The sequence below is a fragment of the Caballeronia sp. INDeC2 genome, from assembly GCF_023631325.1.
Taxonomy (GTDB): domain Bacteria; phylum Pseudomonadota; class Gammaproteobacteria; order Burkholderiales; family Burkholderiaceae; genus Caballeronia.
Genome location: NZ_JALQDG010000041.1, coordinates 64932 through 78104, shown reverse-complemented (window position 1 = coordinate 78104; position 13173 = coordinate 64932). Strand labels below are relative to the sequence as shown.

The window sequence follows — 13173 nt, the reverse complement described above, 5'->3', positions numbered from 1 at the left end:
GCGCGCATGGCGCATCGCGCGACAACACTTCCACCGGCCACACGATGAAGACCTTTCACTGCAACCGCTGCGATCAGCTCGTGTTTTTCGAAAACACGCACTGCGAAAACTGTGGTGCGCGGCTCGGTTATGTACCCGAGATCAATCAGATCAGCGCCTTCGAGGAAACCGATGACGGCCGCTGGCGCAGCCTGCATCCGCTGGCGAACGATCTCTTCTATCGGCCGTGCCATAACTATGCAGTCGAAAATGTCTGCAACTGGGTCGTCCCCGCACCCGAACCGGATACGCCCGAGACACTCTGCTGTTCGTGTCAGCTGACGAGCACCATTCCCAACCTCTCGACTCCGGAGAACCGCGTCTACTGGTATCGCATCGAAGCGGCCAAGCGCCGCCTGCTGTACACGTTCGCGGAGCTCGGTCTGCATGTGACGTCGCGTCAGGAAGATCCTGAACGCGGCCTCGAATTTCAATTCCTCGAAGGCGATTCGCAGGGCCACGGCGTAATGACCGGCCATAACAACGGCATCATTACGCTCAACATCGCCGAAGCCGACGACGCTCATCGAGAGAAAACGCGCTCCGCGCTTCACGAGCCTTATCGCACATTGCTCGGTCATTTCCGTCATGAATCGGGGCACTATTTCTTCGATCGCCTGATCGCCGACACCGCGCGCATCGCACCGTTTCGCACCGCGTTCGGCGACGAACAAGCCGACTATGCCGCCGCTCTCGATCGTCATTACAAGGAAGGTCCGCCCGATCAATGGGAAGACAACTTCATCAGCGCCTATGCCACGATGCATCCGTGGGAAGACTGGGCGGAAACGTGGGCGCATTACCTGCATATCGTCGATACGCTCGATACCGCCGTATCGTGCGGCCTCGTGCTCGTTCCCGATAGCCCGCACGAGCCCACGCTCACCGACCAGACGCCCGTCGAGGAAACGACCTTCGATAACCTGATGAAACGCTGGTTTCCGCTCACTTATGTCCTGAATAGCTTGAATCGCAGCCTCGGCATGCCGGACGGATATCCCTTCACGCTTGCGCCCGCTGTCATCGATAAACTGCGCTTCGTGCATCGCGTCGTCGCGGCGGCGGCCAAGCGCTGATAACACACGCTCAATCCTTACCTTGCGACTGCGTTTGGGTCTGCGTTTGCGTTTGTGTTTGCGCGGGCGGCTCCGGTGCGATCGGCAACAAGAACTCGCGGCTCACGCGACCCGCGAGATCATTCACGCGTGCGAGAAAGTCCACGAGATAGGCGTGCAAACCGCCTTTCAGAATGTCGCCAATGCGCCCGTTCTTCAGTTCCGAACTCAACTGCGCCGCAAGTCGGGTCGCGTCCGTATCGCGCCTTTTGGTGACGTGGCCGATCAGTTGCTCCACTTCGGCGATGCTCGCCGCAAGCGAACGCGGCCAGTCGCCATAAAGAATCAGGAGGCCCGCTACGCGTTCGGGCGTGATGACATCGCGATAAACCCGGCGATACACCTCGAGTCCGGACACCGAACCGAGCACCGCGACCCAGTGGTGGTAATCGAACGGTTGTGCTGAGGTATCGGCGCGCTGTTCCATCATTTCGAACTTGACGTCGAGAATGCGCGCCGTATTGTCCGCTCGTTCGATGAAAGTCCCGAGGCGCATGAAATAAAACGCATCGTCCTTGACGAGCGTGCCGAGCTGTACGCCGCGCGAAAGGTGCGAGCGAAACTTTACCCACTCGAAGAACGTATAAGGCTCGCGCTCTAGAATGCCGTCGGCGAGCATGCGTTGACAGTCGAGCCACGTCGTGTTGAGCGATTCCCATAACTCGCTATTCGTCGAGCTGCGCACGGCTCGCGCATTCTCGCGCGCGGCCCGCAAGCAACTGACTATCGACGATGGATTCGACAAATCGCGCGCCATGAAGTCGATCACGTCGCGGCTTTTCATGCCGTGGTGCGCCGCCGAATAGATGCCGCTCAATTCCGATATCGATAACATCGCGCGCCAGCCGAGTTCCGCATATTCATCGGACTGCGGCAGGAGCGAAAGCTGATAGTTCGCATCGAGCATCCGGGCAGTGTTTTCGGCGCGTTCGGTATAGCGCGCCATCCAGAAGAGATGATCCGCGGTACGGCTCAGCATGGGTGTTCCCGGTTGTTTGTCGTTGTCTTTAATGCGCAGTGCTTTCTTCAGGTCTATTCCTCAGCGTTCCAATACCCATGTATCCTTCGTGCCGCCGCCTTGCGATGAATTGACGACGAGCGAGCCTTCCCGCAAAGCAACCCGCGTGAGCCCGCCCGGGACCATGCGCACTTCGGTTCCCGACAATACGAAGGGACGCAGATCGATATGACGCGGCGCGATGCCCGCATCAACATAGGTCGGACACGTAGAGAGCGCGAGGGTCGGCTGTGCAATGTATTTCTCGGGATGCGCTTCGAGCACCGCACGAAACTCCGCGATCTGCGCCGCGGTCGACGCAGGTCCGACCAGCATTCCATAACCGCCTGCGCCGTGCGTTTCCTTGACGACGAGCTCGGGCAGATGATCGAGCACGTACGCAAGATCGTCGGGCTTGCGGCACATCCAAGTGGGGACGTTGTTCAGAATCGGCTCTTCGCCGAGATAGAAACGCACCATGTCCGGCACATAGGGATAGATCGATTTATCGTCCGCAATGCCGGTGCCGACCGCATTGCACAGCGAGACATTGCCCGCGCGATACGCGCCGATCAATCCGGGCACGCCGAGCGTCGATTCCGGCCGGAACACGAGCGGATCGAGAAAGTCATCGTCGACGCGGCGATAGATAACATCGACGCGCTGCGGTCCCTGCGTCGTGCGCATATATAGATAATCGTTCTCGACAAAGAGATCCTGCCCCTCGACGAGTTCGACGCCCATCTGCTGCGCGAGAAACGCATGCTCGAAATAAGCCGAGTTATACATTCCCGGCGTCATGACGACGATCGTTGGATTCTCGGCGCCGGCCGGCGCGGCCGCGCGCAACGTATCAAGCAGCAAGTCGGGGTAATGCGCGACCGGTGCAACGCGATTGCGAGCAAAGAGATCGGGAAAGAGCCGCATCATCATCTTGCGGTTTTCAAGCATGTACGAGACGCCCGACGGAACGCGCAAGTTGTCTTCGAGCACATAAAACTCGCCCTGCCCCGCCCGCACGATATCGATGCCCGCGATATGCGCATAGATATCGCGCGCGACATCGACGCCGCGCATCTGCGGACGATATTGCGCGTTGCCGAGTATCTGCGCCTCGGGAATGATGCCCGCGCGGATGATGTCCTGCCCGTGATAAATATCGTGGATGAAGCGGTTGAGCGCGTTCACGCGTTGTCGCAGGCCGCGCTCCAATGCGCGCCATTCATCAGCGGGAAAGATACGTGGAATGACGTCGAAGGGAATCGTGCGCTCCGGAATGATGCCCGGCAGATCGCTCGTTCCATAGACCGCGAATGTTATGCCGACGCGTCTGAAGTTGAGATCCGCTTCCGCGCGCTTGATATCGATCTGCTGGTCGCTCTGCGCGGAAAGCCAGGTCATGAAGTCGCGGTAGTGCGTGCGTGGATCGCCCACGCCGCGAAATGCCACCGCCGTCACGCCGCGCGCCTCCAGATCGCTGCGCTCGAACATCTCGTTGAAGAATGCTTGCGTCATAGCCGGTCTTCCAAATGAAGTGCATGCCGGGGGTGGCGGTTCCCCTTCGCTCGTATTACTGGTTGCACTCGCGAAACGCTTGAAGAGCCCGAAGACGCGGCGTACCCGGCGTTATGGATACGTCGATAGGCGACCTCGTAGCGCGATGATCTTTATGGAGCATCGATTGCGCGGGCAGCCCAGTGCCGAATGAGAAAAAGCAACTTCAATGCCAATGATCTGAGCGGTTCACCTCCATGAATAAAGCGCTTGTAGATGGTCGTTTATCAACGCTTTGCACCATAAAAGCGCATTGCGGACGAACGCTGCACACGCAGCGGTTGATTTTCATGCTGCATGGCGGTGCGCGAAATACGGAGACATTGCGCGACGCCGGTATCATAAGCGTCTCATTGCACGTCAATTACGCCTATGAACACCCCTTCCGATACCGCGCCCCGTCCCACTCTCCGCGAACTCACGCCGCTCGAAGCGCGCGTGCTCGGCGTGCTCGTCGAGAAACAGCATACCGTGCCGGACACTTATCCTCTTTCGCTGAATTCCCTAACATCGGGATGCAATCAGAAGACCGCGCGCTCGCCCGTGATGAACGTGAGCGAGGACGAAGTGCTGACGACCATCGATGGCCTGAAGCGCCTGAGCCTCGTCTTCGAAGGAAGCAGCAGCCGGGTGCCGCGCTTCGAACACAACGTGAATCGGGTGCTCGGCGTGCCCAGCCAGTCGGTTGCGCTGCTGGCAACCTTGTTCCTGCGTGGCCCGCAAACGGCAGCGGAATTGCGCGCGAACAGTGCGAGGCTGCATTCGTTCGCGGACATATCGTCGGTCGAAAGCTTTCTCGATGAACTCGCCGTGAACGATCCGCCACGCGTCGTGAAGCTGTCGCGTACACCCGGCGAGCGCGAAAGCCGCTGGATGCATCTGCTATGCGGCGAAGTGAGCGCAAGCGACATCCCTTTGCGTGAACCGCAGGGCGGCGAGTCCTATTCGCTTTCCGAATTCGAAGCATTGAAGTCCGAGCAAAAGCGCCTTACTCACGAAGTCGCGCAATTGCGCGCGATGGTGCAGCAAATGGCGAGCGAATTGGGCATTACGTTGAATCAGTCATCGTCCGATGACTAAGCGATGGATGAGCCGTTGATTTCCGCATCGCTCGTGTTTCGCGACGACGGAACACCGTACTCGCCGCGTCACGACGACATCTACCACAGCGCGGCGGGCGCGCTGGCTCAGGCGCGCCATGTCTTTCTCGATGGCAATGGGTTGCCCGCGCGCTGGCGCGAAAAGCCGCGTTTCACCGTGATCGAGACCGGCTTCGGTATGGGGATCAATTTCCTTTCGACATGGGCGGCATGGCGTGACGATCCGCAACGCCCGCCGGCACTTGAATTCGTGTCGATAGAAAAGCATCCATTCAGCGCGGACGATTTGCGTTCCGCGCACGCGGCGATCATCGATGACATCGCTATTGCGCCACTTTCGGATGCGCTGGCTTCGGCATGGCCAAAGCTCGAAGCCGGCGTGCATAAGCTTGCATTGGCCACCGGCGCGGTCACGTTGACACTCGCTTTCGGCGATGCCGGCGATCTCCTGCCCCGCCTCGCCGAGCACGGTCTGACAGCGGACGCCATCTATCTCGACGGCTTCGCGCCCGCCAGAAATCCGGACATGTGGACGCCCGCCATCTTCGCGTCGCTGGCACGCATCGCCAAGGACGATGCGACGTTCGCAACCTATACCAGCGCGGGCCACGTCAAACGTGCGCTTATCGACAACGGATTCGCCTATCGCAAGGTCGCAGGCTTCGGCGGCAAACGCGCAATGCTCGTCGGCAAGCGTGCTCTATCGGTCGGTCATTGATTCGTAAGCATCGATTGTATGTTCATGAAAGCACGATAGCTTCTCTCTCGTTTAACGGGCCGGGCAACAAAGCAAAATAAGTTGGATAATGCGCAGCCGTTAGCGGCGCGGCCCTTGCACGCAGCGGCAAAACGGATGTCGAGGCCGCGCGCCGGCACGTTCTTTTCAGCGCTGATTCACGAGGAGAGAAGCTTTGGAATCCAACAACGTTACGCACAGCAGCGCATGGCTCTGGGTCGCGCTATTGATACCCTACGTCGCCCTGCTCTGGCTGCCGTTCTATAACGACACGCGTCCTTCATTCGCGGGATTCCCGTTCTTCTATTGGTATCAATTCCTGTGGGTGCCGCTCACGTCGGTCCTGCTTTACGTCGTGCACAGGGGCCTGAAATGAACGATCTCAAGCCGGTCGATCCGGTTGCGATGACGATCTTCATCGCGTTCTTTGCGCTCGTAACTGTCGTCGGTTTCTTTGCCGCGCGCTGGAAGCGTGGCGATCTCACGCAGCTTCACGAATGGGGTCTGGGCGGCCGCCAGTTCGGTGTGTTGATTTCATGGTTCCTCGTCGGCGGCGATTTCTATACCGCCTATACGGTGATCGCCGTACCGGCGCTCGTCTATTCAGTCGGTGCGTACGGCTTCTTCGCCCTGCCTTACACGATCATCGTCTATCCGTTCGTATTCGCGGTGATGCCCAAGTTATGGACGATCGCGCATGCGAAGAATCACATCACCGGCGCCGATTACGTGCAGGGTGAATACGGCGGCAAGTGGTTTCCTGCGGCGGTCGCGATCACGGGCATCGTCGCGACCATGCCTTATATCGCGCTGCAACTCGTCGGCATGCAAGTGGTCATCAAGGGTCTGGGCGTAGCGGGCGAACTGCCGCTCATCATCGCATTCGTGATTCTCGCGCTTTATACCTACACGAGCGGCCTGCGCGCCCCCGCGATGATCGCCTTTGTAAAGGACATCATGATCTATATCGTCGTGATCGCGGCGATATGGCTCATTCCTGCGAAGCTCGGCGGTTATGCGCATGTGTTCGATTCGGCCGATCAATACTTCAAGGCGAAGGGCGGCCCGACTGGCATCATCCTCAAGCCGGGTCAATTCACGGCCTATGCATCGCTTGCGCTGGGCTCGGCGCTTGCCGCATTCATGTATCCGCATACGATGACCGCGGTACTCTCCTCATCGTCCGCGACGACGGTGCGCAAGAACGCCATCTTCCTGCCCGCTTATACCCTGCTGCTCGGTCTGATCGCGCTGCTCGGCTATATGGCGATTGCGGCGGGCGTGCATGTGAAGTCGGCATCGGATGTCGTGCCGGCATTGTTCGGCACGCTCTTTCCATCGTGGTTCGTGGGCTTTGCGGCGGCGGCGATTGCTATCAGCGCGCTCGTGCCGGCGGCGATCATGTCGATCGGCGCGGCGAATCTTTTCACACGTAACTTGTGGCGTCCGCTCGTTTCGCCCGACATGTCGTCCGCGGCCGAAGCATCGACTGCAAAACTCGTATCGCTCGTCGTGAAGTTCGGCGCTTTGCTGTTCATCGTGTTCCTTCCGACGCAGTATGCGATCGATCTGCAACTGCTCGGCGGCGTGTGGATCCTGCAGATCTTTCCGGCCATGGTGTTCACGCTCTTCACGCGACGACTGACGACGCCTGGGCTCTTTCTCGGCTGGCTATTCGGCATCGTATTGGGCACAGGCCTCGCGATCTCGCAAGGACTCAAGCCGGTCTATGCGGTGCATCTCGGCGACGCCTCGTGGCCGGTGTATATCGGCCTGATTGCACTCGTCGTGAATATCGTCGTGACTTACGTCGTTTCGCAGGTCACGCGGCGCAGCGTGGTGCCGGCGGCCTGAACGCGCGATGCATCGACAATGCCCGGTGCTTCACTGCGCCGGGCATTGTTTGCAAAGGCAGTGATACCATCGGCGTCAAGTCCTCTTCTTGACGCAATGCGTGTCATGACCGCAATCGAGAATGCTCCGGCCTCGTCTTCCATCGCGAATGCGGTGTTTGCGCAAGACAGGCTCTCCATCGGCATGACATTGCCGATCACACGGGATAACCAAAGTACCGTCGACTTCAACGAGCAGATAGCGCTTGCGCGACTCGCCGATCAGCTCGGCTTTCGCGCGCTCTGGATTCGCGATGTTCCGCTCAATAGTATCGATTACCCTGACCCCGTCGGACATCTCGACCCGTGGGTGTTGCTTGGCGCGCTCGCATCGAATACCGAACGCATCGCGCTGATCAGTGGCGCGATCGTATTGACGCTCAGGCATCCGCTTCATGTCGCGAAGGGCGCGACATCCGTCGATACGCTCTCGAAAGGACGCTTCATTCTCGGCGTCGGCTCAGGCGATCGTCCGCCGGAATATGCGGCTTTTGGCCGTGACCCCGATGAGCGGCGAGAACTTTACCGACAGCATTGGGAAACCCTCGCCGCAGCCGTCGCCGTGCCCTCTCGCGTGATTCCCGACCAGGCACCCGAAGGCGCGCCCGAGTTCTATCTCCTGCCTCGCCATAACATTTCCATTCCGATGCTGGCCGTCGGTTCCGGCGGTCAGAGCGTCGACTGGATTGCGCGTCACTCGCTTGGCTGGATGACTTATCATCGCGAACCGCAAGCGCAGCGCGGACGATACAGCATGTGGCGCGCGGCGGTCGATCGCGCGGCGTCGGGAGCGTTTCGTGTCTTTGGCGTCGCCATGCGGCTCGATCTCAGCGACGATGCCGATGAGCCCGCAACCGATATTTCGCTCGGCTATCGCACGGGACGTCGCGCGCTCGTTACGCTCCTGCATGAGATGCGCGAGAGCGGCACACATCACGTGACGCTCAACATCACATCGGAACGAAGGCCTGCGCGCGATATCATCGACGAAGTCGCCGCACATGTGCTTCCCGCGTTTCATCGCTGAATCCGTTCTCTCATTCACGACAAGACCATGACCGCACTCGATGCAAACTCCGCGTTCCTGCCTAGCGACGATATCGTCTCGCTCGGCGCCGTCGCTCTTTCTCGAGCGATTCATGCACGCGATGTCTCCTGCGTCGAAGTGATGAACGCCTACCTTGCGCAAATCGATCGCATCAACCCTGCGGTCAATGCGATCGTCGCAATGCAGGATCGCGATGCGCTGCGCGCGCTCGCCACCGAACGCGATGCGCAGTTATCCAAGGGCGAAAGCCTCGGACCTCTGCACGGCTTTCCGCAGGCTCCCAAAGACATTCTGCCCGTCGCCGGCATGGTCACGACGAAAGGCTCGCCGATATTTGCGGGCGAAATTACCCGTGTCGATGCAGTCGTTTTCGAGCGCATGCGCAAAGCAGGCGCAATATTCATCGGCCGTACGAATTCGCCGGAATTCGGCCTGGGCGGCCACACCTATAATCCGGTGTACGGCACTACGCGCAACGCATTCGATCAATCGCGCTCCGCGGGCGGCAGCAGCGGCGGCGCGGCCGTTTCAGTCGCGTTGCGGATGCTGCCGTGCGCGGATGGCTCCGACATGATGGGCTCTTTACGCACGCCCACCGCATTCAATAACGTCTTCGGCTTTCGCACGACACCGGGATGCGTGCCTTATGCGCCCAGCGACGACGTGTTCTTTCAACAATTCAGCGTCGCCGGTCCTATCGCGCGAAACATTCCTGATCTTGGATTGTTATTGTCGGTGCAGGCGGGATTCGATGCGCGCGCGCCGCTGTCCCGCAGAAGCGACAAGCCCGCTGATTTCGCGAATGCGCTCGAACGCGACGCGCGCGGTACACGCATCGGCTGGCTGGGCGACCTGAACGGACATCTGCCGATGGAAACGGGTTTGATGGACACGTACGCATCGGCGCTGCGTCACTTCGAAACAGTGGGTTGCACTGTCGAAGCGGCGAGGATCGACTTCGATTTCGATCGTCTCTGGAATGCATGGATCGATCTGCGCAGCCTCTCGTTCTCCGGCAACAACGAGCCCCTCTATCGCGACGCCGCCAGGCGCGAGCTGCTCAAACCCGAAGCCGTATGGGAAATAGAGCGCGGTCTGAACTTATCGGGAGAAGATGTTTCGCGCGCGGTGCGCGACCGCACGGCGTGGTATCAGGCAATTAACGCGCTATTCGATCGCTTCGATTATCTGCTGATGCCATCGGCGCAGGTTTTTCCATTCGATGCGGAACTCGACTGGCCTCATGCTATCGCTGGCCGGGAGATGGATACCTATCATCGATGGATGGAAACCGTCGTTCCCGCAACGATGGCTTCGCTGCCCGCGTTGAGCGCCCCGGCCGGGTTTGGTCCCGGAGGCTTGCCGGCCGGATTGCAGATTATCGGCCCAACACAAGGCGATCTCGGCGTGCTGCAAATCGGGCTTGCTTACGATTGCACAAGCGGATTCTCCAGCACGCGCAGTCCCTTGCTTGGTCGAAGCGAATAGATCAACGCGCGATAACCATCAGGCAGCAGCACTCTTGCGCGCGGCTCTCTTTGCGCCCGTGCGTCCTGCCCGCTTGGCGCCGGTAGTATGCGACACCGATGCCGCACGGCCCCGCCGCGCGCCATTCTTGCCCGATGCACCATCGATCAAGAACACGCTGCGGTCAGGCGCATCCTTTATCCATGCAGGCGGGCGCGCATGTCCGCTCCACGTCGCGCCCGATAGCGGGTCGCGATACTTCGGTGGAAGCTTGGACTTGACTGCACCATTCTTTGAGCCGGCCGAATTCTTCGAACCAGGCGGGCGGCCGCGTTGTTTCCTTGTCCCTAAGCCTGCTTGGGCAAGATCTGCCGTGGTCAAGCCATATTCGTCCATCATCGCCCGGATTTGAGCGATCACCTTGATTGACTCTCTTTCCCGCAATTCATCTGCACGGCGCTGCAATTTCAGAATCTGGCTTTCCAATTGAGCCAATGTAGCCATGTCCCCTCCCGGATCGTCCTGTTGTGAATCACGAGGCGTCCGTCTAATGAGTATGCTCGACGCCCGATTTCCGCCACAGGCAAATTTTATCTAAATAAGCCGATGCCAAGTACATTTGTGAAAAGATTGATTTCAAGTACTTCAATTTATTCACGGCGCATATCATGAGCGCGTCGGCATTTACGCTAGCGAGATATGCAGCTTGATTCAGACGATTAACATTGTCATCGCACTATCAAGCACGGACGCGTGCCTTGCGCACGCGTGCCCCTAGAGTGCAATCGATCACTCGGAAACGACGCTCGATTCCTGTTCAGCGGGCGTCAATGCAAGCGCGAGAATCATCGCGCCGCTATTGAGCGGCACCGAGCTGCCGACACGTCTAGGCCTATAGACCGGCTGTCCGCGCCTGATTGCCTGTCCGCTCAATGCGCATGTGCCGCGTTTGCGGGCCGTGCACAGCGCCCAGACCTGCTCCGAGTAATTGAACGACGTGGGATCGTGCCATGAGAGCGCCAGCGTCGATTCGCTCAGACGCTCCAGCACGCGAATATTGACGCAATGCTCTTCGCCAGATCCCATGCACGAACTTTTGCCCGGGACGTTGCGCACGAGCGATCGTGTCACTAGCGTCAATTTCTCGTTCGCTTCGGACGGGCGGCTCGGACGGCTGTCGAGCATCGCCAAGGTACGGCTCCAGGGATCCATCAACGATGGATGCTTCATGTTCCGCTCCTGCTGTCGACAACGCCCGCCGCGACAGCAGGCGCATGGACGTTGCCGGTGGAGTTCCGGGAAATGCGCCGCACGACCCGCTTCCTGAGCCGGTCTGGCACGCCGCTTCGGATAATCGTTCCTAGAGTAGTACACCTGAGCATGCTTTTCTTTTCATTTTTCTTGGACATAGTTAGGCAGGCGCGCCAGCTTCGATGGTTCGGATTCGCGTGCAACGTGCCCCACGGAAAGGTGCAACCCGAGTTAGTCAGCGGATTTTTAATGACGAAACGAGCGCGAACGAACGTTCGCTTGAATAATCAGATGTTTGCGGTACAAGCTGTGCGTCGTCCCTGACGAATGCTTGCTTCTGGCCGTTGGCGCACGTTTCACGTTGAATCGAGGATGCGCGAACTCATCGATTTCTGACACAATAAAAACCAGCGAACCGCATTTCTCCTGTCGAATCATGACAAGCAAGCTCTCGATCCATGCCACCATCTCGGCGGACCGTGCCTCCGTCAGCTTTGTCGCGTTCTCGCGCGAACAGGCAATTCAATGCAACATCACGCGCAAGGCATTGGAGCAGTGCTTCTGGGCGCCGGCCGGGGCGAGCGACGAGCGCCTGTTAAAAGCACTGAGCGACGGCTACGAGCGGATCAGCGCTCGCGTGCATCGAAAGTTCCTCGCTCATCCATCCGGGTCGGTTCATCTGGATGTCATGGATTTCTCTTCCTAGCGCGCAGCCTGCGTCGCCTTGCGCAGCTTCGCTACGTCCTCCACCTGGACCGCCGGGGTATTGTTGTTCCAGGCGCCGCGAATGAAGGTCAGCACATCGGCGACTTGCTGATCGCTCAGCACAGGCGCATAGCGAGGCATCGGATAAGGCGCAGGCACGCCATGCAGCACGAGATCGCCGGTGCCGTTCAGCGTCACGTTGATGAGTGACGATGGATCCTTCTCCAGAACGTTTGGATTGCCCGCAAGCGGCGCAAGCATCGGCGCAAAGCCCCGGCCATCCACGCCGTGGCAGTGCATGCAATAAGCGGTATAGACACGCGCGCCCGAGTCCGTCGCGGCCGGGCGTGTCAATGACACTCTGGTCGCTTTCGGATCATATGAATACGGCGCGCCGCCATTGCCGCCCGACGCAGGTAATGACTTCAGGTAGCGCGCCATCGCGGCGATATCCGCGTCGCTTAGTTCCTGCGTACTGTTATTGATGACGCTCGTCATCGAGCCGAATGCCGACGCATGCGCATTCGCGCCCGTGTTGAGAAAGGTCGCGACGTCCTGCTCGGACCAGCGTCCCAGTCCGGTATTGTGTTCGCCCGTCAGATTGGAAGCGAACCAGTTATCGAGCAGGCCGCCCGTCAAATAGGCGCTGCTGCTTTCGTCGAGTCCTTTCTCCTGAAACGCGATGCCGCGCGGCGTATGACACGACCCGCAATGCCCGAGGCCCTGAATCAGATAAGCGCCGCGATTCCAGGCGACATCCTGGCCGGCCTTGTTTCGATAAATCCCTTTGTCGAGAAACACCGCGTTCCATAACTTCAGCGGCCAGCGCATATTGAGCGGCCATTTCATGTCCGGCTCACGATTGGCCTGCTTGACAGGCGTTACGCCATGCATGAAATACGCGTAGAGAGCATGTATGTCCTCGTCGTTGACCTTTGCATAAGACGGATACGGCATCGCCGGATAAAGATTGTGACCGTCTTTCGCCACGCCTTCACGCATCGCTCGCGCGAAATCTTCTTCGGTGTAGCGGCCGATACCCGTGTCCGGATCGGGCGTGATATTGGTCGTGTAGATCGCGCCTAGGGGCGTCATCATCGGCAAGCCGCCCGCAAGTGGCTTGCCGCGCGGCGCTGAATGGCACGCAACGCAGTCGCCCGCCTTCGCGAGATACGCGCCGCGTGCGACGAGCGCATCGTCGGCCGCATGAGCCGAAGAGACGAAAGCAAACGACACCGCAAAGAGAAGCTTGAGTGCATTTTTCATGAC

General features: G+C 59.3%; 12 protein-coding genes and 1 pseudogene. 8 read left to right on the top strand and 5 right to left on the bottom strand.

All coding sequences use genetic code 11. The features are described 5' to 3' along the window. The first annotated feature begins 44 nt into the window (after positions 1-44). Positions 45-1115 (top strand): zinc-binding metallopeptidase family protein, encoded by a 1071-nt coding sequence (locus NCS28_RS26100; RefSeq protein ID WP_250516673.1) that lies wholly within the window; start codon positions 45-47, stop codon positions 1113-1115. A gap of 10 nt (positions 1116-1125) precedes the next feature. Here the strand turns inward: NCS28_RS26100 and NCS28_RS26095 are convergent, their stop codons facing one another. Both NCS28_RS26095 and NCS28_RS26090 read right to left on the bottom strand, forming a co-directional pair. After that, positions 1126-2133, bottom strand: coding sequence for an alpha-E domain-containing protein (locus tag NCS28_RS26095; RefSeq protein WP_250516672.1), 1008 nt, complete (start codon positions 2131-2133; stop codon positions 1126-1128). Positions 2134-2193: 60 nt separating this feature from the next. Further along, positions 2194-3666, bottom strand: coding sequence for a circularly permuted type 2 ATP-grasp protein (locus NCS28_RS26090; RefSeq protein ID WP_250516671.1), 1473 nt, complete (start codon positions 3664-3666; stop codon positions 2194-2196). A 411-nt stretch (positions 3667-4077) separates the two neighbouring features. Between NCS28_RS26090 and NCS28_RS26085 the strand changes: the two genes are divergently transcribed. The 6 genes and pseudogenes from NCS28_RS26085 (at position 4078) to NCS28_RS26060 (ending at position 9969) form a co-directional block, all read left to right on the top strand. Continuing rightward, positions 4078-4785, top strand: a complete 708-nt coding sequence (locus NCS28_RS26085; RefSeq protein ID WP_250516670.1) for a YceH family protein — start codon at positions 4078-4080, stop codon at positions 4783-4785. 3 nt (positions 4786-4788) lie between these two features. Then, positions 4789-5505, top strand: a pseudogene (gene mnmC2 / locus NCS28_RS26080) (tRNA (5-methylaminomethyl-2-thiouridine)(34)-methyltransferase MnmC2); the annotation flags it as partial. A gap of 211 nt (positions 5506-5716) precedes the next feature. Then, positions 5717-5917, top strand: a complete 201-nt coding sequence (locus NCS28_RS26075; protein WP_250516668.1) for a DUF3311 domain-containing protein — start codon at positions 5717-5719, stop codon at positions 5915-5917. After that, positions 5914-7395: a monocarboxylate uptake permease MctP gene (gene mctP / locus NCS28_RS26070; RefSeq protein ID WP_250516667.1), complete on the top strand. Its 1482-nt coding sequence runs from the start codon at positions 5914-5916 to the stop codon at positions 7393-7395. The genes NCS28_RS26075 and mctP overlap by 4 nt, the downstream gene beginning before the upstream one ends. Before the next feature lie 105 nt (positions 7396-7500). Continuing rightward, the gene (locus tag NCS28_RS26065; protein WP_250516666.1) at positions 7501-8460 is read left to right on the top strand and encodes an LLM class oxidoreductase; all 960 of its coding nucleotides are present in this window, start codon (positions 7501-7503) and stop codon (positions 8458-8460) included. A gap of 27 nt (positions 8461-8487) precedes the next feature. After that, positions 8488-9969 carry an amidase gene (locus NCS28_RS26060; protein ID WP_250516665.1) on the top strand — a complete coding sequence of 494 codons (1482 nt, stop codon included), beginning with the start codon at positions 8488-8490 and terminating at the stop codon, positions 9967-9969. Positions 9970-9987: 18 nt separating this feature from the next. On the opposite strand, the gene NCS28_RS26055 is transcribed toward NCS28_RS26060, so the two are convergent. Then, on the bottom strand, positions 9988-10452 hold the full coding sequence (locus NCS28_RS26055) for an H-NS histone family protein (protein ID WP_250516664.1): 465 nt from the start codon (positions 10450-10452) through the stop codon (positions 9988-9990). 285 nt (positions 10453-10737) lie between these two features. After that, positions 10738-11178: a DUF3331 domain-containing protein gene (locus tag NCS28_RS26050; RefSeq protein WP_250516663.1), complete on the bottom strand. Its 441-nt coding sequence runs from the start codon at positions 11176-11178 to the stop codon at positions 10738-10740. A gap of 457 nt (positions 11179-11635) precedes the next feature. Here NCS28_RS26050 and NCS28_RS26045 point away from each other — a divergent pair, with 457 nt between their 5' ends. Then, positions 11636-11905 carry a DUF1488 family protein gene (locus NCS28_RS26045; RefSeq protein WP_250516662.1) on the top strand — a complete coding sequence of 90 codons (270 nt, stop codon included), beginning with the start codon at positions 11636-11638 and terminating at the stop codon, positions 11903-11905. Here the strand turns inward: NCS28_RS26045 and NCS28_RS26040 are convergent. Continuing rightward, entirely contained in the window at positions 11902-13170 is a 1269-nt protein-coding gene (locus tag NCS28_RS26040; protein WP_250516661.1) for a cytochrome c, read from the bottom strand. The two genes, NCS28_RS26045 and NCS28_RS26040, sit on opposite strands and share 4 nt — an antisense overlap. Positions 13171-13173: the final 3 nt, after the last annotated feature.